Origin of the sequence: Catellatospora bangladeshensis, assembly GCF_016862575.1 — a bacterium.
In the GTDB taxonomy this organism is placed as follows: domain Bacteria; phylum Actinomycetota; class Actinomycetes; order Mycobacteriales; family Micromonosporaceae; genus Catellatospora; species Catellatospora bangladeshensis.
On sequence record NZ_BONF01000011.1, the window covers coordinates 306,773 to 326,947 of the forward strand.

18 protein-coding genes are annotated in these 20,175 nt (G+C 73.8%); 6 read left to right on the plus strand and 12 right to left on the minus strand.

Annotated features, from left to right (window positions below; translation table 11 throughout):
• Positions 1-74 precede the first annotated feature (74 nt).
• Both Cba03nite_RS12240 and Cba03nite_RS12245 read right to left on the minus strand, forming a co-directional pair.
• Positions 75-995 carry a bile acid:sodium symporter family protein gene (locus Cba03nite_RS12240; protein ID WP_275411574.1) on the minus strand — a complete coding sequence of 307 codons (921 nt, stop codon included), beginning with the start codon at positions 993-995 and terminating at the stop codon, positions 75-77.
• A 46-nt stretch (positions 996-1,041) separates the two neighbouring features.
• Entirely contained in the window at positions 1,042-1,713 is a 672-nt protein-coding gene (locus Cba03nite_RS12245; RefSeq protein WP_203745320.1) for a FadR/GntR family transcriptional regulator, read from the minus strand.
• A gap of 267 nt (positions 1,714-1,980) precedes the next feature.
• Here Cba03nite_RS12245 and Cba03nite_RS12250 point away from each other — a divergent pair, with 267 nt between their 5' ends.
• Positions 1,981-3,132, plus strand: a complete 1,152-nt coding sequence (locus tag Cba03nite_RS12250) for a phosphotransferase family protein (RefSeq protein ID WP_203745322.1) — start codon at positions 1,981-1,983, stop codon at positions 3,130-3,132.
• Positions 3,133-3,334: 202 nt separating this feature from the next.
• Positions 3,335-4,627: a L,D-transpeptidase gene (locus Cba03nite_RS12255; RefSeq protein WP_203745324.1), complete on the plus strand. Its 1,293-nt coding sequence runs from the start codon at positions 3,335-3,337 to the stop codon at positions 4,625-4,627.
• Between the two features lie 144 nt (positions 4,628-4,771).
• Here Cba03nite_RS12255 and Cba03nite_RS12260 read toward each other — a convergent pair whose 3' ends face one another.
• The 4 genes from Cba03nite_RS12260 to Cba03nite_RS12275 form a co-directional block, all read right to left on the minus strand.
• Positions 4,772-5,431 carry a hypothetical protein gene (locus Cba03nite_RS12260; protein ID WP_203745326.1) on the minus strand — a complete coding sequence of 220 codons (660 nt, stop codon included), beginning with the start codon at positions 5,429-5,431 and terminating at the stop codon, positions 4,772-4,774.
• Positions 5,432-5,524: 93 nt separating this feature from the next.
• Positions 5,525-6,460 (minus strand): hypothetical protein, encoded by a 936-nt coding sequence (locus tag Cba03nite_RS12265; RefSeq protein ID WP_203745327.1) that lies wholly within the window; start codon positions 6,458-6,460, stop codon positions 5,525-5,527.
• Positions 6,461-6,521: 61 nt separating this feature from the next.
• Positions 6,522-7,217, minus strand: a complete 696-nt coding sequence (locus Cba03nite_RS12270) for a YqeB family protein (protein WP_203745328.1) — start codon at positions 7,215-7,217, stop codon at positions 6,522-6,524.
• Between the two features lie 158 nt (positions 7,218-7,375).
• Positions 7,376-8,224 carry a slipin family protein gene (locus Cba03nite_RS12275; protein ID WP_203745329.1) on the minus strand — a complete coding sequence of 283 codons (849 nt, stop codon included), beginning with the start codon at positions 8,222-8,224 and terminating at the stop codon, positions 7,376-7,378.
• Between the two features lie 238 nt (positions 8,225-8,462).
• Here Cba03nite_RS12275 and Cba03nite_RS12280 point away from each other — a divergent pair, with 238 nt between their 5' ends.
• The 3 genes from Cba03nite_RS12280 (at position 8,463) to Cba03nite_RS12290 (ending at position 11,948) form a co-directional block, all read left to right on the plus strand.
• Positions 8,463-9,719, plus strand: a complete 1,257-nt coding sequence (locus Cba03nite_RS12280; protein WP_203745330.1) for an FAD-dependent monooxygenase — start codon at positions 8,463-8,465, stop codon at positions 9,717-9,719.
• Between the two features lie 298 nt (positions 9,720-10,017).
• Positions 10,018-10,956, plus strand: coding sequence for a transporter substrate-binding domain-containing protein (locus Cba03nite_RS12285; RefSeq protein WP_203745331.1), 939 nt, complete (start codon positions 10,018-10,020; stop codon positions 10,954-10,956).
• Positions 10,953-11,948, plus strand: coding sequence for a hypothetical protein (locus Cba03nite_RS12290; RefSeq protein ID WP_203745332.1), 996 nt, complete (start codon positions 10,953-10,955; stop codon positions 11,946-11,948). Before Cba03nite_RS12285 ends, Cba03nite_RS12290 begins: the two co-directional genes overlap by 4 nt.
• 102 nt (positions 11,949-12,050) lie before the next feature.
• Here the strand turns inward: Cba03nite_RS12290 and Cba03nite_RS12295 are convergent, their stop codons facing one another.
• Both Cba03nite_RS12295 and Cba03nite_RS12300 read right to left on the minus strand, forming a co-directional pair.
• On the minus strand, positions 12,051-12,746 hold the full coding sequence (locus Cba03nite_RS12295) for a hypothetical protein (RefSeq protein ID WP_203745334.1): 696 nt from the start codon (positions 12,744-12,746) through the stop codon (positions 12,051-12,053).
• A gap of 13 nt (positions 12,747-12,759) precedes the next feature.
• The gene (locus tag Cba03nite_RS12300) at positions 12,760-13,308 is read right to left on the minus strand and encodes a TetR/AcrR family transcriptional regulator (protein WP_203745336.1); all 549 of its coding nucleotides are present in this window, start codon (positions 13,306-13,308) and stop codon (positions 12,760-12,762) included.
• 289 nt (positions 13,309-13,597) lie between these two features.
• Here Cba03nite_RS12300 and Cba03nite_RS12305 point away from each other — a divergent pair, with 289 nt between their 5' ends.
• Positions 13,598-14,845 carry a hypothetical protein gene (locus Cba03nite_RS12305; protein ID WP_203745338.1) on the plus strand — a complete coding sequence of 416 codons (1,248 nt, stop codon included), beginning with the start codon at positions 13,598-13,600 and terminating at the stop codon, positions 14,843-14,845.
• Positions 14,846-14,921: 76 nt separating this feature from the next.
• Here Cba03nite_RS12305 and Cba03nite_RS12310 read toward each other — a convergent pair whose 3' ends face one another.
• The 4 genes from Cba03nite_RS12310 to Cba03nite_RS12325 all read right to left on the minus strand — a co-directional run bounded on the left by Cba03nite_RS12310 (position 14,922) and on the right by Cba03nite_RS12325 (position 20,091).
• Positions 14,922-15,428 carry a DinB family protein gene (locus tag Cba03nite_RS12310; protein WP_203745340.1) on the minus strand — a complete coding sequence of 169 codons (507 nt, stop codon included), beginning with the start codon at positions 15,426-15,428 and terminating at the stop codon, positions 14,922-14,924.
• Positions 15,429-15,770: 342 nt separating this feature from the next.
• Entirely contained in the window at positions 15,771-17,375 is a 1,605-nt protein-coding gene (locus tag Cba03nite_RS12315; protein ID WP_203745342.1) for a GTPase, read from the minus strand.
• A complete protein-coding gene (locus Cba03nite_RS12320; RefSeq protein WP_239125669.1) occupies positions 17,372-19,093 on the minus strand; it encodes a GTPase family protein in 1,722 nt (573 codons plus the stop codon). Before Cba03nite_RS12320 ends, Cba03nite_RS12315 begins: the two co-directional genes overlap by 4 nt.
• A gap of 77 nt (positions 19,094-19,170) precedes the next feature.
• Positions 19,171-20,091: an ornithine cyclodeaminase family protein gene (locus tag Cba03nite_RS12325; RefSeq protein WP_203745345.1), complete on the minus strand. Its 921-nt coding sequence runs from the start codon at positions 20,089-20,091 to the stop codon at positions 19,171-19,173.
• Positions 20,092-20,175 lie beyond the last annotated feature (84 nt).

Here is a 20,175-nt window from a genome sequence, read left to right on the forward strand (position 1 = left end):
TCGTCAGCTCGCGTCAGCGAGATGAGCAGCGGCTCAGCTCGCTTTGCGATGTAGAAGGTGCCCTTCCTGACGCTTCAGGCGGCGGGCTCGGGCTCCGGCTCCACCCGGGCGCTGCGGGCGGGGCTGACCAGGTAGCCGAAGGCGGCGGCGGTGAAGAACATGATGATGCTGTACACCGCCGCGGGCACCGCCAGCTGTGTGTTGGCCAGCAGCGTGGTCGCGATGAAGATGGCAAGGGTGCCGTTGTGGATGCCGATCTCCATCGCGGCGGCGACCGAGTCGGCCCGGTCGATGCGCGCCAGCCGCGGCAGGTAGTAGCCCACGGCGAGGCTCACCACGTTGAAGACCAGCGCGACCAGCCCGGCACTGGCGAAGTAGTCGGCGACGTTGTCCCGCTCCGACAGCAGCGTGCCGAGGATGACCGCGACCAGCACCACCACCGACAGGATCCGCACCGGCTTGTGCATCCGCTCGGCGAACGACACCGAGCGGTGCCGCACGAACATGCCGATCGCGACCGGGATCAGCACGATCGCGAACACCTGCAGGGTCTTGCTGAACTGCAGCCCGATCTGGCCGGTGCCGGACATGAAGTAGCCCAGCGACAGGTTCACCACCACCGGCAGCGTGAAGATCGCCAGCACGGAGTTGACCGCGGTCAGCGTCACGTTGAGCGCGACGTTGCCGCCGAACAGGTGGCTGTACAGGTTGGCCGTGGTGCCGCCGGGCGAGGCTGCCAGCAGCATCATGCCCACGGCCAGCTCGGGACGCAGGTCGAAGGCCAGGACCAGCCCGAAGCACGCCGCGGGGAGGATCAGCACCTGGCACACCAGCGCGACCAGCACGGCCTTCGGGAAGACGAGGATCCGCCTGAAGTCGGCGACGGTGAGCCCGAGGCCTAGGCCGAGCATCACGATACCGAGAGCGACGGGCAGGAACACCTGGGTCAGCACTGAATCCATAGCCGAGGATTCTTCATCCCCTGTGACCGGCACCACATCAGCCGGACAGCCGACCCGTCCCGCGCGGCGGCGGGACGGGTCAGAGGGCTCGGCGCAGCCACTCCTCGACTCCGGCGACGTGGATCAGCGACCAGGACCGGGCCACCTCGGGGCGGCGGGCGGCGATCGCGTCGAGGATGGCCAGGTGCTGCTCGCGGGTGCGTTCCACGGCCCGCTCCTGGGTCAGGCCGCGCCAGATCCGGGCCCGGGTCGTCGGGCCGGACATGCCGTCGATCAGCGAGCACAGCACCGCGTTGCCCGTCCCGGCCGCGATCAGCCGGTGGAACTCCAGGTCGTTGGCGACCAGCTCCTCCAGCGACGCGTCGGGGCCGATCGCGTCGACCACCGTGTACAGCTTGGCCACGTCCTCCTCGCTCATCCGCTGCGCGGCCAGCGCCGCCGCCGCCGGTTCGAGGATGCGCCGCATCTCCAGGAACTGCAGCACGGTGTCGTCGCGGTGGAAGTCGACGACGAACGTCAGCGCCTCCAGCAGCAGCCCCGGTTCGAGGCTGGTCACGTACGTCCCGTCGCCCTGGCGCACGTCCAGCACCCGGATCAGCGACAGGGCCTTGACCGCCTCGCGCAGCGAGTTGCGCGACAGCCCCAGCCGCTCGGCGAGATCGGCCTCCTTGGGCAGCTTGTCGCCGGGGCGCAGCGCACCGGAGAGGATCATCTCCTTGATCTTCTCGATGGCCTCGTCGGTCAGTGCCATGGTGTGCTCCCTGGTGCGATGGCCGGCGGCGCTGCCCGGCCGGGCCCCACGCGCAGGCGGGGCGGGGCGGATGTCGAACAGTCCCGCGAGCACAGCGGCGCCGCCGTCTCCATTGGACATTCAGTGTAGGGCGGCGCGGAAGCATCCCGGCCGCCCGCTTCGATGGACCGCACCTCCCCGACCGGGCGTGGTTAAGAAGGGCACCTTCTTCTACGGAAAGCGTTAAGAAGGTGCCCTTCCTTGCGCTGGGGGGTATGGTCCCGCGGCGTGGGACGTGTGGTGACGCTGGTGCTGGTCGACCCTGCCGGGCAGGTGCTCGGGCGGCTGCCCGAGTTCGAGCTGGAGCTGCCCTGGTGGCAGGAGGCCGGGGACGTCGTCGCGGGCGCCCGCGACGTTCACGGCGTCGAGGTCACCGTGCTGCGGTTGCTCGGCGCGGACCGGCCGGCCCCGCCCGGCGGGCACGTCACCTACCTCGCCGAGGTCGCAGGTGATCCAGGGCCGCTGCTCCCGGCCACTGCCGATCTGGTGCCGCACCCGCGGCGCGCGCCGTGGGCACGGCCCGGCGGCCCGCGTGCCACCCTGGACTGGGCTGAGGCCGAGCTGGCCGCGCTCGGGCGGCCGGTGACCGCGGCCGTGCAGCAGCGCTCGTGGAACCTGTCCACGCTGTGGCGCCTGGAGACCACCGCCGGGCCGGTATGGCTCAAGCAGGTCCCCGGCTTCTTCGCCCACGAGGCGGCGGTGCTGCGCTGGCTGGGCGAACACGCCCCCGGCACGGCCCCGGTGCCGCTCGCCGCGGACGGCGGCCGGGTGCTGCTGGAGGAGCTGCCCGGCACCGACCGCTACGGCGCGGAAGCGGACGAACGCGAGCAGATGCTGGCCCGCCTGCACACCGCCCAGGTCGCCGCCGTGTCCAGGGCGGACGAGCTGCTCGCCCTGGGCGTGCCCGACCGGCGCGCGCCGAGGCTGGCCGAGCTGATCAGGGCGGTCGTGCGCGCCGACGGCGGGCCGGAGCACCTGGCGCTGCTCGACGGGCTGGACGGGCGGCTGGCCGCGATCGAGGCCTGCGGGGTGCCGTACACCCTGGTCCACGGGGACTTCCACCCCGGGAACGTGCGCGGCACGGCCGACCGCCACCACCTCATCGACTGGGGCGACGCCGTGCTCGGGCACCCCGCGATCGACCTGCTGCGCATGTGCGAGCAGCTTCCCGACCCCGCTCCGCTGCACCGGGCCTGGTGCGACCGGTGGCGGGCGGCGGCCCCCGGCTGCGCGCCGGAGCGCGCGATCGAGCTGATCGGGCCGGTGCTGGCACTGCGCAACGCGGCGGTGTACGCGGGCTTCCTGACCGCGATCGAGCCCTCGGAGTGGCCGTACCACGCCGGCGACGTGCCGTACTGGCTGGGCCAGGCTCTCGGCTGAGCCCCGCCGAACCCGCCCGCGCCGCCCCGGCCCGGTGCCATCATCCGGGTATGCGGCGGGCCACCACCTCCAAACCTTCCTAGGAACCCGCACGGGCGGCCGTCCGGCTGGCGTCGAAGGAACCGAACAGTGCTCACGAAACGTCCTGGCGATACGGAAGGATGTTCGCGACGTACGGACCTGGGGAACGGGGTAGACGGCGATGAGCCTGAGGAATACGGCGCGCCGGGGGGCGGCCGCGATGGTGCTGGCGGTGCTCATGCCGCTGGCGCTGACCGCTTGTTCGGGAGACGACGAGGGCCCGGCCTTCGTGAGCGCGACACCGTCCGCGGCCGCCGCGCCGCAGGCCGGCGCCGAGCCGCTGACGCTCGCCGTGACGCCCGCCGAGGCGGCCAAGAACCAGCCGGTCAGCACCGAGATCGGCACCAAGGTCACCGGCGGCACGGTGCAGACGGTGACGGTGACCGACAGCTCGGGCGGCAAGGTCGCCGGGGCCATGCGCGCCGACGGCTCGTCGTGGGTGCCGAGCAAGCCGCTCAAGTACGGCAAGGCGTACAAGGCGACGGTCGTGGTGGCCGACGCGGGCGGGCAGACGGTCGAGAAGTCGACGTCGTTCACCACCATGGGCCGCCCGAGCAAGAAGACCGGCGCCGGTCTGTACCTGTTCGCCGAGCGCGAGTACGGCGTGGCCATGCCGGTGGTCATCGAGTTCACCAGCCCGGTGCCGGTGTCGGCGCGGGCCGGGGTGGAGCGGCGGCTGTTCGTGACCACCGACCCGCCGCAGCCCGGCGTGTGGAGCTGGTCCAGCTCACTGCAGGTGATGTACCGCGGCCCGGAGTTCTGGCAGACCGGCACGAAGATCACGGTGCGGGCCGCGCTGGAGGGCGTGCCGATGGGCAACGGCCGCTACGGCGACAAGGACCAGAAGGGCGTCGGCAACATCTCCACCACGAAGATCGAGATGAAGGTGGACAACGCCACCAAGCAGATGCAGGTCTTCAAGAATGACAACCTGGTCAAGACGCTGCCGGTGAGCCTGGGCAAGAAGACCACGCCGTCCTCCTCCGGCACCCTGGTCGTCATGGACAAGCTGCGCAAGACGGTCTTCGACACCACCGACGACCCCGGCAACGTGGACCGCTACCGCGTCGACATCGAGTACGCCCAGCGCCTGACCTGGGGCGGCGAGTACATCCACGCCGCGCCGTGGTCGGTGCAGCACCAGGGCAAGCGCAACGTGTCGCACGGCTGCGTCAACGTGTCCATGGCCAACGCGCAGTACCTGTTCAACCTGACCCGCATCGGCGACCCGATCACGATCAAGGGCACCGAGCGCACGGTCAGGCCCGCCAACGGCTGGACCGCGTGGAGCGTCACCTGGGACCAGTTCCTCAAGGGCAGCGCCCTGCCGATCCCCCCTGAGCTGACCGGCCTCGGCTCGACCCCGGCTCCCTCGGCCTCGGCCACCCCGCAGCCCTCGGTCAGCCCTTCCTGACCCACCCTCTCCGAAGCTCCCGCCACGCTGCTGCGCGCAGCGCGGCGGGAGCTTCGCAGTTTCAGGGAAACCGCACCTCTCAGGGCAGGGAAGCCTGCACTTTCCCCGAAACTGCGGCGCTTCAGTCGGGGACCCCGCCCGCGGTCAGCGGGGCGCCGGGCCGAAGAGGTGGGGGTATGGGCCTGCGGCGACGACGGCGGTCAGGGCTGGGTCGGTGAGGAGGATCGACGGGTCGCGGGTGAGGGCGGAGGCGCCCGCGCGGGCGGCGGCGGCCTTCAGTGCCGTGCTGAAGTGCTGGGCCTCGGCGGTGGAGGGCAGCTCGCCCACCAGCAGCAGCGGTAGCAGCAGGCGCCGGGCGAGCAGCTCCTGGGGCGAGGTCAGGTGCGGTCTGCGTACGACGGAGACGTTGACGCGCACCGCGTGCTCGTTGCCGGGCGGGACGCCGGGGCGGTCGGTCTCGATCGCGGCATAGCGGTTGCCGTGCGCGACCTCGCAGGGGGCGCAGTCCAGCGGGCCCAGGCCGAGCCGGGCGCCGCATCCGGAGCAGGCCAGCCGGTCGAGGGCGGCGTCGAACACCCGCCAGTCGTGGCGGTGCGGCTCGTCGGCGACCATCCGGGCGACGTCACGCTGCTCGCCGGGCGACAGGTCGCCGAACGACGCCGTGACGTGCTCGCGCCAGCCCTCCTCGACGAGCGCGTCGACCAGGGCCGCGCAGTGCGGGCAGGCGGGCGCGCCCGCGTACGCCCAGCAGGGGCAGGCGGGGCAGGGGCGCAGCGGGTCACCGACCGCGGGGCGTACCGTCACCGCTCGCTCCCCTCCTCCGGCGGCCCGGCCACCGGGTCGCCGCCCCAGGCTGCCAGCCTGCGCACGGGCGCGCGACCCGGTTTCGGCCGGCGATCAGGCGCGCCGGACCGCGTGCAGGCCCTCTTCCGCGGTCAGCACCACCCGGTCCCCCAGCGGCACGCTCAACCGGACCTTGTACCAGGCGGAATACCCGATGGCGGGCTGGATGCACGGCTTCAGCCCGGTCGGCGTGGGCGGGAAGCGCAGGCTGACCACGACCGCGGTGGCCGACTCGGCGACCTCGGCCGTCCACGGCGGGGTGGACGGCTCGCCCGGACAACCCGGGCCCTTCGCCCGCATCCGCACCTGCAGCGTCACGCCGTCGGCGTCGAGCATCGCGACCGCGGCGCGGTAGCCGTGCTGCCCCGGCCGCCAGAACGCCTCCCGGGCCGGCGCGGGCACCGGCATGGGCCCGCGCACCTGCGGTGACGTGAACAGCCACGCGGGCAGGGTCAGGTCGCCGCGGTCGGTGTGGAACGAGGCCGTGCCCAGTACCACATTGGTGATCCGCAGCGGCGACACCGGACCGGCGAAGTAGTCGGCGGGCGGCAGGCCGCCCTGCATCAGCGCGTCCAGCGCCTGCCGGGCGCTGATGGCGGGCAGCTCGGCGCTGCCGCCGCCGGGAAGTTCGATGCGCACCCTCCGTGGGCCGTCGCCGGGCAGCGTGGTCTCCAGCCGGGCCACGCCCGGCGCCACACCGCCGCCGGTGTACCCGTCGGCCCTGACATCCTCGCCGAGCAGCACCAGCGGCCGCCGTGACCCTGAGACCGGGAAGGCCGTCCACTGGTCGAGCAGCTTGGCGGCGGCTCCGCTGGGCGGGGATACCGCTCCGCCGGGCGGGGGCAGCGCCCCACCGGGCGTCACCGGCGCGGCCTGCGGCGCTCCGGCCTGGCCGGGCGGGCTGCCGGGCTGCCCGGTCGCGGTGCAGGCGGCCAGCAGCAGTGCGGCGGCCAGGGCAGGGATTCCTGTTCGGACGATCAGCGATTGCATGGCACTCCCCCGTGGAGACGGTCGACGCCGTTCCGACGTGATGGCCGCCGCTCCGGTTCCGTCAGGACGGGGACGCCGGGCGCCAGTACTGCCGCTTCTTCTCCACCCGCACCACCACGCCGAGCCGGTGCAGCTCGGCGAGCAGCAGCGCGGACTCCGCCGCGTCGCTCTTCTGCAGCGCCTTGGCCCGCGCCGCGAGCAGCGCGTTCGCGCCCTCGGGCAGGCCCGCCAGGTCCGGCACCCACAGCCGGAAGCGGTCGGCGTACGGGTCGCCGTCCTCCCGCCACGGAAAGCCGTGCGCGGTGAACGCGGCGCGCAGGTCGGTCCGGCGCAGGTCGGACACCTCGCGGGCGTGCTCGGCGCCGTCGGCGCCCTGCAGCACCAGCGCCTTGCCGTCGGTGAACACGGCGGCCACGTCACGGCGGGCGACGGTGCGCGCCGCCGCGTCGGGCCGCTCCAGCAGGGCGGCGTCGTGGCGTACGGTCACCGTCAGCCGCTCGCCGATCGCGGTCAGCACCAGCAGCACCCCGCCGACCAGCCCGAGCGCGACCGCCCCACCGGTCGCCCATGGCTCCGGAATCTTCGCGATCAGCTTGAACGGCCCCTGGAACGGCGCCCAGTCCAGCCCCGCGACCCAGTCGGCCATCGCGATCAGCCCCCACCCGACCGCCGCCCCCAGCACCGGGAACCCCAGCGCGATCAGCGCCCGCTCCCCCGCCGGCACCCGCACCACGGTCGCCCCGCCCAGCTCCGCCACGTCCCCTCCCGGCTCGCACCCGTCGCCGCCGAGCCTGACACAGCCCGGCGGCCGCGCGCTGCCTACCAAAGTCGACGATCTTGCGGGAACTGTTAGGGATATGACCGGATTGCGCGTGTCGTACCCACACCTCACGCAAGATCGGCGCTGGAGGAGGGTCAGCGGTCGGGGGTGGTGTGCTTGTCGAAGCCGATGTAGAGGCGGGCTTCGGCGTTGGTGCCGAGAGCGGACATGGTGTCGAGTTCGCGGAGGCGGAGGAGGGCAGGGTGCTCGGCGTAGAGGGCGGCGGCCTCGGCGAGGCGGTGCAGGGCCGCGACCTCGGCGTCGGTGCGGATGCGGTGCGCCGCAGCGGCCGCCTCGGCGGACAGGCGGACCGACTCGCGCTGCGCGGCTGCGGCGACCTGGTCGGCCTCGGCGCGGGCGCGGGCCTCCAGCACGTCCTTCTCCGCCTTGGTACGCGCGTCGACGAGCTGCGCCTCGGCGAGCCGCTGCGCGGTGAGCACCCGGTTCATGACCTCCTGGAGGTTGCCGGGGAAGACGAGGTCCTTCACGTCGGCCCGGAGGATCTCCACGCCGTAGCCGGCCGCGGCGCCCTGCACGTCGCGCAGGATGTCCTCGGAGAGCCGGTTGCGGTTGGTGAGGATCTCCTCCAGCGTCATGGACGCCAGGGAGCGGCGCGCGGCCAGCTGCACGTCGCTGTAGACGCGGTCGGTGTAGCTGTCCACCCGCTCGATCGCGGCGACCGGGTCGACCACCTTGAAGTGGGTAAGGATGCTGACCCGCAGCGCGACCTTGTCCGCGGTGAGGATCTCCTGGCCCTTGAGGGTCAGCTCGCGCTCACGCATGTCGACCAGGGTCACCTCGACCACCGGGCCGCTGCGGCCCCAGCCGCGCCGCGCCGCGGGCAGCTCGTAGCGGCCGGCCTCCAGCACGGCGGTGAGGCGGCCGTCCTCGTAGCGCAGGCCGCGGTGGGTGTTCTTGATGACGATCTCGCGAGTGTTGCCCATGGCTGATTCCTCGTGCGAAGGGATGGAAAGGGCGCCCCGGAGCGGGTCCGATGGCTAGGACGGGATGTCAGGCGAAAGAGGCCTGTCAGCACGGGATGACGGATCCCTGTGCACTTTGTCTGGCAGACACCCGCTATGAGCCCGCCGGGGCGTGCTCACTCCATCACGGACGCCGTGGGCGGGCAACGGAATATCGATCCCGGTGGCGCAACCTGCGGCTCGCCCTGATGCTGGAGGGGTGTACGACATCGCCATCGTCGGCGCGGGGCCGGCCGGATCGGCGGCGGCGCTGGCCGCGGCCCGGCTCGGCGCCCGGGTGCTGCTGCTGGACCGGGCCGCGTTCCCGCGCGACAAGGCCTGCGGCGACGGCATCGCCCCGCAGGCGCTCGCGGTCGCGGCCCGGCTCGGGGTGACCGGGCTGGCCGACGGGTTCGCGCCGGTCGGCTCGCTGGCGCTGGCCGGTCCGGGCGGCGCGGCGGTGGCGCGGGAGCTGCCGGAGCCCGCGTACGTGATCCCGCGCGAGGTCTTCGACGCCCGGCTGGTGGACGCCGCCGTGGCGGCGGGGGCCGAGCTGCACCGGCATACGGTGCGCGAGCTGGTGCTCCGCCCCGACGGCGTGGTGCTCGGGGACGGCCTGGCGGCGCGGGTGGTGGTCGGCGCTGACGGTGCGAATTCGACGGTGCGCAGGCTGCTCGGGGTGCCCCGCAACCCGGCCGGGGCGCTCGCCGTCGCGGTCCGGGCCTACGCGCCGATGCCCACCGGAACCGGGGCACCTCCCGACAGGACCTCCACCGAAGCCGGAGCACCTCCCGACAGGACCTCCACCGTGGCCGAGGCGCACCCGCTACAGGCGTCCGTGAGCGGGACGGCCCACCCGGCGGTGGGGCCGGGTGGCGACGACGGGCAGCGGATCGTCATGGCGGGCGGGAGCAGCCCGGCCTACGCCTGGTCCTTCCCCATCGGCGACGGGCGGCGCAACGTCGGCTACGGCGAGCTGACCGCTACCGGGCAGGTGAGCCGCGCCCGGCTGCTGGAGCGGATGCACGAGCTGCTCGGCGACACCGATCCGGCGGCGCTGTCGCAGGCACGGGCGCACCACCTGCCGCTGTCCACTCGGCGGCCCGCGCCGGGGCACGGGCGGGTGCTGCTGGCCGGGGACGCGCTGTCGCTGATCAACCCGTTCACCGGCGAGGGCATCTTCTACGCCCTGGTCTCCGGCGAGCTGGCCGGGCGCGCGGCGGTGACGCCCGGCGGGGCTGCGGCCGGTGCGGCGTACTCCCAGGCGCTGCGGCGGCGGCTGGGGCGGCACCTGCGGCACACCGCCGCCGTGGCCTGGCTGACCGCGCGGCCGTGGCTGGTGGACGCGGGCATCCGGGCGGCGGCCCGCGACCGGCGGGTCTTCGACGGCCTGGTCGCCCTCGGCCTGGGCGACGGGCTGCTGACCCCGCGCCTGCTCGGGGCCGTCGCACGGGCCGCCGCGCACCGGACCCGGTGATCCGCTGCCGCACCGGCTCAGCGGGAAGCATTGATCGCGATCTCGTGTCATGATCTACGGCCGAAGCGCAGATCATGACACGAGATCGCGATCATGCGCTCCGGCCCGCCCCGCCGCGCCACCTGCACCCCCACCCGTAACCGCGCCCGCACCATGGCCCGCGCCGTGCCGGTGGGGCGGCGGACGAGCGGTCGTGCCGGATCGGGTGCTTCATCGAAACGTTGCAATCGCGGTCGTCACGTTATGGCGTCGCACGACTACATTGGACCGGCGCCGCCCACCAGGAACGAGGCCGCCGATGACTGACACCCCTGCTCGGCCGCGGCTGCGGCCGCTGCTGACCGCCGTTGCGGTGACGCTGACGATGACGTTGGCGGCCGCCGCGGCCTGCGGGCCGGACAAGGACCCGGCGCCGCGGACCGTGGACGAGGTGCTCAAGCAGACCTCCGTGTACGGCAAGCCGAAGATCAGGATCGGGGTGGCCGAGGACCAGCCGCTCATGGGCAAGCTGGTGGACGGCCGGTTCGAGGGCTTCGACATCGAGATCGCGCGTTACCTGGCCGAGTCGCTGGGCTTCAACGGGGACAGCCGCATCGACTTCGTGCCGCTGCAGACCGAGGACCGCGAGAACGCCCTGCTCTCCGGCCGGGTCAACCTGGTCGTGGCGAGCTACTCGATGACGCCCGAGCGGGAGAAGGAGATCGACTTCGTCGGGCCGTACTTCGTGACCAAGCAGGAGCTGCTGATCCGGGTCGCCGACCGGGCCGTCGTGCGCAACCTCAGCGACCTGGCCCAGCCCGGCCGCGAGACGTGCGTGGTGGGCGGCTCGACCGGCGAGCGCGAGTTCACCGGCCGCGGCCTGAAGGTGTATCCGGCCGCGACGAACCGCGAGTGCCTGGAGCGGCTGCTGGCCGGCAAGTCGAACGCGTTCTCCACCGACGAGACCATCCTCGCCGGCTACCTGTCCGAGCACCCGAAGGACCTGCACGTCGTCGACGTGCCGATCGGCGCCAACGAGCGGCTCGGCGTCGGTGTGTCCAAGCAGGACCCGGCGCTGCGCGACCTCGTCGCGTTCTTCCTGCGCAAGAGCTTCGACACCGGCCAGAAGACCGACACCAGCCCGTGGCTGGCGGCGTACCGGCGCACGCTCGGGCCGTGGCTGGGCGAGGACGTCATGCAGCCGCCGATCGACGCGCCGGACCTGGTGGACTACGACGAGAAGGCGCCGAAGGGATGACCGCCGCGCCGCCGCCCGGCCCGGCGCGCAAACGCAGCCCTTGGCGGGCCGGCCAGGGCTTCTGGACCGTGGCCGTCGGTGTGCCGGCGATCTTCTCGGTGATGCGGCTGTGGATCGAGGCGGGCGGCGAGCTGCAGACCACGCTGCTGCTGGTGGCCAACGTCGGCCCGGTCAACCTGCTGGCGGCGCTGTTCACCACCGCCACCCGGCTGGTCACCATGGGCCTGGTCACCGTGTTCGCGCTGGGCGCGGTGCTGTCGGTGAGCACGGCCGGCACGCCGCGCCGCCCGCCGCTGTTCGCGCGCTGGTTCACCCTGGCGCCGTTCTGGTTCCTCGCCTCGGTGTTCGGCATCGCGCTGGCCACCTGGCAGATCATCTACCTGCCGATGCTGGCCGTCGCCGCGGTCGCGGTGTTCCAGCGGGAGCTGGCCGCCCTGGACTGGTCGCTGCCCCGCCGGGCGGCGACGGTCGCGGTGCTGCTGGTGGGGTACGGCTGGCTGGTCGCGCCGACGGTGGCCGAGGCCTGGCGCACCGGTGAGCTGTTCGCGCTCGGGATGCTGGTGGTGCCTCCGGTGCTGGCGCTCGGTGTGACCGGGCCGCTGCCCGGCCCGCTGGTGCGGCCGCTGGCCGCGCTGGCCCAGCCCGGCATCGCGATCGTGCTGGTCGCGGCGGCGGTGCCGGTGGTGATGACGCCGGTGCTGCCGATGACGGTCACCACGGTCAGCACCGCCTCGGGCGTGCCGGAGGAGGTGCGCGGTCACGTGATCAGCACCGACGACGTGAGCACGGTGATCCTTCAGGAGCGCGGCGGCGTCCGGTACGTCGACAACGACGACATCGCCGCGCGCGTCCTCTGCCCCACCGACGAGGAGCTGGTCCGCTACCGCCTGCGCGTGCGCGACGTGCACGTGGAGGACTCGCTGCTCGGCGCGCTGGGCCGCCGGGTGCGCCCGTTCACGCCGATCAGCGCCGCCTGCCGGATACCCGCCTGACGCCGCTTCTCCGTAACGGAGCTCCCGCCACGCTGCTGGAACAGCGTGGCGGGAGCTTCGCTCACGAATGCGGGGTGCGCGTGATCGGATGCGGGACCGGCGTCAGGCGGCGGAGGCCGCGGGGGCCGGGCTCGGCTCGGCGGCGAGAGCCGGGGCGGGACTGGCGGCACGCCAGAGGGCGATCGCGAGCCAGACGCAGCCGGTGGCGAGCAGGACGCCGTGCCCGATGCGGACCGGGGCGGGCGTGAAGAACTGCGGCAGGAAGGCGGCGAAGCCGATCGCGAAGAGTACGCCCGACCAGCGGGGCAGCACGCCCGAGCGGGCGATCGCGACGGCCGCGAGCACCGCGCCGACGCCGAGCAGGACCAGGCCGATGCCGAACGTGGTCACCGCGGCGCCCTGGTAGCGGACGCCCTCGGCGATGGCCAGCAGGTCCAGCGGATCGCCCGTGGCGCTGCGGGTGGCCAGCACGTTGAGGGCGAAGTCCTCGGCGCCGTAGTAGGGCAGGGTCAGCCCGGCGCCGATCCAGGTGGTCACGGCGGCGGTGAGGGCGAGCGGCTCGGCGCGGGTGCCGTCGAGCACGCGGCGTACGGCGAGCAGCGCCAGCGGGACCAGGATGAAGCCGATCATCGCGAACAGGTGGGTGGCCACCCACCAGCCGGACGACATGCTCTCCTGCGCACCCTGCAGGGTGGTCTCGTCGCGCCACGGGCGCAGGCCGGGGTACAGGGCGAACAGGACGCCGGCCACGGCGAGCGCGGCGGCGGCGAGGCGGATGCGGGCGAGGGGCTTGTTCACGGTGTGCTCCTGGTCAGAGGGTGTCGAGGAACGAGTCGATGAGCTGCCGGTACGTCTCGTCGAGGTCTTCGGGCAGGCCGAAGCCGCCGGCGGACTCCAGCGACGCGAAGCCGTGCGCCATGACGCGCAGCCGCCGGATGGCGTGCACCTGCGCCGAGGGGCCGAGCTGCCAGGGGCGCAGCGCGGCCTGGATGACCTGGAGCTGGCGCAGCCCCGCGGCGGCCAGCTCGGGCTGGTGCAGCGGGTCGACCGGCATGGCGGCGTAGCGGGCGGGGTGGGCGGTGGCGTAGGCGCGGTAGGCGTGCATCAGCGCGGTGACCGCCTCGGCGCCGCTGCGGCCGGTGGCCGCCTCGGTGAAGCGGTCGGCCAGCTCGTCCAGCACCCGCAGCCCTACCAGGGTGCGCAGCTCGGCGAGGTTGCCGACGTGCTTGTAGAGCGACGGGGTGGCGACGCCGCAGCGCGCGGCGACGGCGGCGAGGGTCAGCTGCGAGGCCCCGTGCTCGTCGATGACCTGCACGGCGGCGTCGACCACGGCGGTGGTCGACAGTCCCGCCCTAGGCATCGGCGTACACCTTGCTAATGCTCATAGCTTTTAAGCTAATGGCATTAGCTTCGCTCGTCAAGCGCGGATGGCGCGCGGACCGCATCCGCGCTCGCGGGAAAAAGAGTCAATCATGGACATTCGGTACCTAATGGGCTACAAAGGGCGTACCTGGTTCAGCGCGCGGCGGGGAGCGCCCCAGGTGTGCCGGGATGCCGGCTCCCCCTGACACCTGTGCCCACCGCCGCGCCGGACCGCACTGTTCGAGGTCTACGGATCGGCTCGGTCGATTCGGGTTCGGGAGGCTGGCATGTCGATTCGGAAAACCCTGGTAGCGGGAGCGGCGGTGGCCACCGCGCTGCTGCCTCCCGCACTGAGCGCGGCGCCCGCGCACGCGGCGGTGATCCCGGGCGTCGGCAGCGCACCCCTGGTCGCGTACGCCGACCGCAACTTCACCGGCGCCCGCCAGTCCTACGGCGCGGGCGTCTTCGACGCGGCCAAGAAGGAGCTCGGCGCCGCCGGCAACGACAGCATCACCTCCCTCTACGTGGCCTCCGGCTACCGGGCCGTGGCCTGCGACAACGGCGGCTCCTCCGGCAAGGTCAACGAGGGCAGCCTCGGCACCTGCCGCTACTACGACGCAGGCCTGCACGCCTTCGTCGGCAACGAGCTGAACGACAAGATCTCCCTGCTCGCCGTCATGGGCAAGCCGGTCCGGGGCACCTCCGTCACCGCGTACCAGGACACGAAGTTCGGCGGCACCGCGCTGCCCATCGGCGCGGGCGGCTTCGGCGCGGTCAACGGCAGCCTGTCCATGAACGACTCGGTCAGGTCGCTGAAGATCACCGACGGGTGGCGCGTGGTCGCCTGCGACGACGACGCCAAGCCCGGCACCGCCAGCGCCGACCTCGGCAAGTGCCGCCTGTTCCGGGGCGGCGAGCACACCAGCGTCGGCGGCGACATGGAGAAGAAGATCTCCCTGCTCGCCGTGGGCGCGCCCGCGCTCGTCGCCACCGCCGACGCCGGACAGCGGGGCGCCCTGCAGCGCTTCAACCCCGGCGTGCACACCGCGCTCGCCGGGCAGCTGTCCACCGTCGGCAACGACGCCATCTCCTCGCTGCTCGTCGGCGACGGCTGGCGCGCGGTCGGCTGCCGCAACGACAGCACCGGCCCCTCCGGCCAGGGCGACCTCGGGCTCTGCCGCATGTTCGGCCCCGGCGAGCACAGCCTCGGCGGCAGCCCGCTCAACGACGGCATCTCCACCATCGCGGTCATGGCCGGTCCCGCCTCCGGCGACCTGCTGCACACGTACGCCGACCGCGACTACAAGGGCGCTACCAGCTCCTTCGGCCCCGGCCTGTACACCGCGGGCAACCTCGGCCCGGTCGGCAACGACGCGATCAGCTCGCTGCGCCTGCCCGGCACCGGCCGCGCCGTCCTGTGCGACAACGACTCCGGGCAGAACCTCGGCACCTGCCGGCTGTTCGTCAAGAGCGACCACCTCTTCGTGGGCGGCGACCTCAACGACAAGGTCTCCCTGATCGCCATCGCCCCGTAGCGGACGAGCGGAGAGGAACGGCCCGCGCCGGGTGTCCGCGCGGGCCGTTCGCCGTTTCGGCGGTCTTACCGCGAGGTCAGGCGCCGGTCACGCCGTCCACGCCCTCGCGGAGGAGGTCGGCGTGGCCGTTGTGGCGGGCGTACTCGTGGATCAGGTGCAGCATCACGAAGCGCAGCGACACGTCCTGGTCCCAGCGCTTGTTGTGCGCGACGACGTCGAGCGACTCGGCCTCGCGCTCGATGCGGCGCGCGTGCTCGACCTCGGCCTGCCACGCGGCGAAGGCCTCGGACCGGGTGGCGCCGGTGGGGTCGTACGCCACCTGGTAGTCGTTCTCGGGCGACCAGACCAGGGTGATGTCCTCGCCGTTGATCACCTTGCGGAACCAGGTGCGCTCCACCTCGGCCATGTGCCGCACCAGGCTGAGCAGGGTCAGCGTGGACGGCGGCATGGACCGCTCCCGCAGCTGCTCGTCGGTCAGCCCGTCGCACTTCCAGGCCAGCGTGGCCCGGTGGTAGTCGAGGAATGAGCGCAGCAGCTCACGCTCACCGGCGATCAGGGGCACATCGGGACGTTCGGTGGTCATAGCGCCCCTTTCTACCAGGCGCTGCCTGCGGGGCGGCTGGCAAGATCGCCCGCGCGCGCCCGTGATCGCCGCGGGGGCGGCTCGGAGATCGCGGTCTCGTGTCGGAACCTGTGGCCCCACCCCACCTTTCGACACGAGACCGCGATCAACGCGGCATCCGCTCGCCGCACGCCCACGGTGGCACGGTCAAGATCGCTGTTCCGTGTCGGAACCTGTGGTCAGGCCCCACCTTTCGACACGAGACGGCGATCTTCACACCGGAGCGGTGGGTGGAGCGGGTCGCTGGGCACGGTTCTAGCCGCGCAGCGCCCGGGCGACGCGGACCAGCCTGCCCGGGGCTGGTCAGCGGGGTGGGAGGGCGGCACCGGCTTCACGGAGGGCGGTGCGGGCGGTGGTGTAGTCGGTGAGGACGGCCGTCGCGGGAGCCTCGACCAGGTTCTTAACCACGTCCGCGATCGACGCGCGCAGGCGTTTGGCGGCACGCCTGCGGCGGGCACGGGCGGACAGGCGCACCACCGGGCGCACCAGGATCGCCAGCAGGAGGCCCGCCAGCAGGCCCCCGGCCAGCAGCGCGGTCGGCATCGGCAGCCAGCCGTCCACCTTGGGCACGGGCAGCGGGGGCAGCGCGAGCGCCGTCATCGCCAGCCGTACCCCCAGCCACAGCAGCCCGACGAAGGCGATCGCCACCGCGATCCACTGCACGAGCCCGATCAGCCGCCACCACCAGCGCTTACGCGCCACGCCGAGGTCGGTCTGGGCCACCGCCCGGTCGAGCGCGTCGGGCAGGTCGTCGCGGTGGGAGCGTACGGCGGCGAGCATCGCGTCCTGCCACGGCGCGGGCAGCGGCGCCCCGGCCCGGTCGGCGGCCTCCCGCAGCGCCTTGGCCACCCCGGCCTGCGCGGCGGGGCTGGCCGGGGTCAGCGAGGTCGCGGCGGGCACGGCCGCCTGGTGGTCGCCGAGGTGCAGCCGTTGCAGCGGGTCGGGGCGGGCGTGGCGGATCCAGCGCAGCAGCGGCCAGCCGGTGGCCTTGCGGGCGCGGTGCACGTACGCGTTCTCCACGGCCGCGGTCACCACGGGCACCCCGGCGGCGTTGGCCAGGGCGTCGGTGAGCTGCCGTGACGTGTCGGCGTCGAACGCCGTCTTCGGCGGCGCGGACGCGACGGTCGGGGTGAGCGTGGCGGTGACGTCGGCGAGGTCGGCCTCCAGCCGCCGTACCGCGGCCTGCCGCGCGAACACGGCCTGCCGGATCGCCTTGAGCAGCGGGTCCAGGCCGGGCGGGCCGACGGTCGAGGTGGCCAGCACGGGCAGGTCGCCGAGGCCGTCGGCGGCGAGCAGGCGGCGCAGGTCGGCCGCGCACTCCTCGGCGTCGGGCGCGGACAGCAGGTCGACGGCGTTGAGCGCGACCACGGTGATGTCGCGGTGGCGGTGGAAGCGGGACAGGTAGCCGGCGTGCACGACCTTGTCGGCGTACTTCTGCGGGTGCAGCACCCAGACGATGAGGTCCACCACCGACAGCAGCCGGTCGGCCTCGGCCCGGTGCGCGACCTGCACCGAGTCGAAGTCGGGCAGGTCCAGCAGGACCAGGCCGGACAGGTCGGGCTCGCCGCCTTCGCGGAAGTGGCGGCGGGTGACGCCGAGCCAGTCGAGCAGCGGCTCGGCGTGCTCGGCACCCCATACGCAGGCGTGCGCCTCGCCGGTGGTGGGGCGGCGCACCCCGGTCTGCGACAGGGTGGTGCCGGCGAGCGCGTTGAAGATGCTGGACTTGCCGGTGCCGGTGGCACCCGCCAGGGCGACGACGGTGTGCAGCTGGGACAGGGCGAGGCGCTCGCCCGCCCGCCCGATGAGGGAGGTGGCCGGGGCGAGGGCGCGCTCGGGCAGGCGGGTCGCCGTCGCGGCGGTAAAGCGTTCGAGCGCGGCCATCCGCTCGACCACGGTGGGGGCGCTCACGCGGCCGCTCCCGGCTGGGAGATCGGGTCGGCCCGGCGCGCGGCGTCCACGGCCGCGGCCGCGGTCCGCAGCCGGTCGCCGCCGTCCTCGACGCCGATGCCCTCCAGCACCGCGTGGAAGCGGGCGGCCTCGACCTTGAGCAGCTCGTGTACGCGAGTGAGGAAGTCCTGCCGGGCCTGCCCGGCCAGCCGCCGCACCGCGTCGTCGCCGAAGATCGCCTCCAGCACCTTCTGCGCGGCGACGGTGGCGCCCGCGCCGACGGCGATCTCGGCGCCGGTGGGGATGAACGCGGTGGCCGCGAACACCACGACCATCAGGCAGAGCCCAAGGGCGTTGACGGCGTACGCGCTGAACTTGGCGGCGAACAGGCGGCCCGCGGACTCGTCGCGGACCAGCTCCAGCACACCGCGCTGCCAGTCGCGGACCATCCGGTCGGCGCGGGCGTCGAGGTCGGGCGCGACGCGGGCCAGCGCCGGGTGCGCGGCCAGCAGCTCGCCGCCGGCGGGATGGGCACGCCAGGCCGCGGCGGCCTGCTCGGCGGCGTCGGCGGCGGCCCCGTGCACGAACGTGACCAGGTGCGACTCCAGCGCGACGATGACCTCGTCGGCCTGCTTCGGCTTGCCGGTGAACGCGCCCACGATCCGGTCGCGCAGCCGCCCGACGCGGGCCTGCAGGTTGCGCATGAACTCGCCGGTGCCGACCAGCTCCTGCCAGCGGGCCAGCACCTCGCCGCGGAACAGCGTGCCGTCGCGCACGCCGTGGTCGACCGCCAGCTCGGCCTCGCGGTAGGCGCTGTCGGCCGACCCGGCCAGCGCGACGGCGGCGGTGGCCTGCGCGTCGGCCTCCTCGGCCAGGCGCGTCGTGGTGGGGCCGAGCGCGGCGACCGCGCCGTCGACCGTCTGACGGACCACGGCGGCGCGGGCTGCGGCGGATCGGGCCAGCGAGTCCAGCCAGTCGCGCAGCGGGCCCACGGCCTGTTCGGACAGCAGCCCGTGCTGGTCGAGGCGCTGCTCGTCGACGACGAACAGCGGCACCCCGCCCAGGCCGTGCTCCTCCAGCATCTCCACGAGGTGCGGGGCGACCTCGGCCTCGGCGCCGGGCGGGACCCGGTTGAGGATGATCGCGACGGCGGTGCCCCGGTCGCGGGCGGCGTGCAGCAGCTCCCACGGCACCGCGTCGGCGTAGCGGACCGCGGTGGTGACGAACAGCCACAGGTCGGCGGCGGCCAGCAGCTGCTCGGCCAGCGCCCGGTTGTCCTCCTCGACGGAGTCGATGTCGGGCGAGTCGAGCAGCGCCACCCCGGGGCTGAGCACCGCCACGGGCATCACCAGCAGCCCGACGCCGCCCGCCTCGGCGCTGCCCGCGCGCCCGAGCCGGGGCAGCAGGTTGGCCTCGCTGAACCAGGCCGCATCGGACGGATGGCAGACCAGGACCGGAGCCCGGGTGGTGGGGCGGCGCGCGCCCGCGACGCTGACCGGTGCGCGGACCATGCTGTTGATCAGCGTGGACTTGCCCGCACCGGTCGAGCCCCCGGCGACCGCGAGCAGCGGCGCGTCGAGGCGGGCCAGCCGCGGAATGAGGTAGTCGTCGAGCTGTCCGGCGGTGGCCTTGGCCAGGCTGACGGCGGCGGCCGACCCTGGCAGGGCGAGCGGGTAGCGGGTCGAGGTGATCGCGTCCCGCAGCTGCGTCAGTGCCCCACCCAGTCCAGCGCCCGCCATGCCCATCACATAACCAGAACGGCGCCAATCATGCGGGCCGATCCGCCCGAGCCGCAGAAAGCTTCATGATCATGAGTTCAGCTCAGCAGGTCGATGATGGTGGGGTCGGTGTCGCGGGCGCGGCGGTAGACCGTCCACAGCAGAGCCAGGTCCTGCCAGGGCAGGCCGATGGGGGCGTACACGGTGGGGCGGTCGGTGCCGTCGTGGGCGGGCAGCTCGCCGCGCAGCACCTCGCCGAGCGTGCCGGCGGCGGCGTCGGCGGGCAGGCCCGCGTTGCCGAGGGCGCCCGCGGCGGCGGTCAGCTCCCGGTCGTCGACCACGACCCGGGCGTTCTGCAGCAGGTCGGGGGCCAGCTCGATCTTGCCGGGCTCGTCCGCGCCGAGCGTGGTGAAGTGCTGGCGCGGGCGGGCCTCCCCGGCGGTCAGCAGCGGGCGGCGGGCCCAGGTGGCCAGGACCACCACGTCGGCGGCGAGCGCCACCGCGGCCGCGCTCTCCAAGGGCAGCGCGTCGAGCGTGCGTACCCGCGCCGGGTCCAGGTCGGTCGCGACGATCTCGCGCCAGGGACGCAGCCGCCGCAGACCCGCGGCCACCACCCGGGCCTGCGCGCCCGCGCCGACGAAGCCGAGGGTTACCGCGCCGGGGTCGGCCAGCAGGTGGGTGCCGAGCGCCGCGGCCAGGCCGGTGCGCCAGGCGGTGACGCTCGCCGAGTCGGCGAGCGCGAGCAGCTCCCCGGTCTGCAGGTCGTGCAGGCACACGACCCCGCGCAGCGCCGGTTCCGCGCCGGGGAACTTCGCATTGACCTTCACCGTGTACGCGGGCACGCCGGGCAGCAGCCCCGGCATGAGGCACGTCGCGGTCCCGGGGCCGGGCAGGTCGGTGCGGGCCCGCAGCGGCGGCGACGGCGGGGCGGGCGCGCGGAAGCCCTCGCCGAGCAGCTCCAGCGCCTCGTCGACGTCCAGGGCCCGCTCGACGTCGGAGCGGCTGAGCAGCACGGTCACGATCAGACGCTAACGCCGCGCCGCCCGCCGCGTTCGCGGACCGTTAACAAACAGCTCACAGCCGTGAACCGGCGTTTCGCGCCC

Coding starts and splice junctions, on each gene's coding strand:
- Cba03nite_RS12245 (WP_203745320.1), bottom strand. CDS start 1,713: ATGGCACTGACCGACGAGGCCATCGAGAAGATCAAGGAGATGATCCTC.
- Cba03nite_RS12255 (WP_203745324.1), top strand. CDS start 3,335: ATGAGCCTGAGGAATACGGCGCGCCGGGGGGCGGCCGCGATGGTGCTG.
- Cba03nite_RS12265 (WP_203745327.1), bottom strand. CDS start 6,460: ATGCAATCGCTGATCGTCCGAACAGGAATCCCTGCCCTGGCCGCCGCA.
- Cba03nite_RS12275 (WP_203745329.1), bottom strand. CDS start 8,224: ATGGGCAACACTCGCGAGATCGTCATCAAGAACACCCACCGCGGCCTG.
- Cba03nite_RS12285 (WP_203745331.1), top strand. CDS start 10,018: ATGACTGACACCCCTGCTCGGCCGCGGCTGCGGCCGCTGCTGACCGCC.
- Cba03nite_RS12290 (WP_203745332.1), top strand. CDS start 10,953: ATGACCGCCGCGCCGCCGCCCGGCCCGGCGCGCAAACGCAGCCCTTGG.
- Cba03nite_RS12300 (WP_203745336.1), bottom strand. CDS start 13,308: ATGCCTAGGGCGGGACTGTCGACCACCGCCGTGGTCGACGCCGCCGTG.
- Cba03nite_RS12305 (WP_203745338.1), top strand. CDS start 13,598: ATGTCGATTCGGAAAACCCTGGTAGCGGGAGCGGCGGTGGCCACCGCG.
- Cba03nite_RS12310 (WP_203745340.1), bottom strand. CDS start 15,428: ATGACCACCGAACGTCCCGATGTGCCCCTGATCGCCGGTGAGCGTGAG.
- Cba03nite_RS12320 (WP_239125669.1), bottom strand. CDS start 19,093: ATGGCGGGCGCTGGACTGGGTGGGGCACTGACGCAGCTGCGGGACGCG.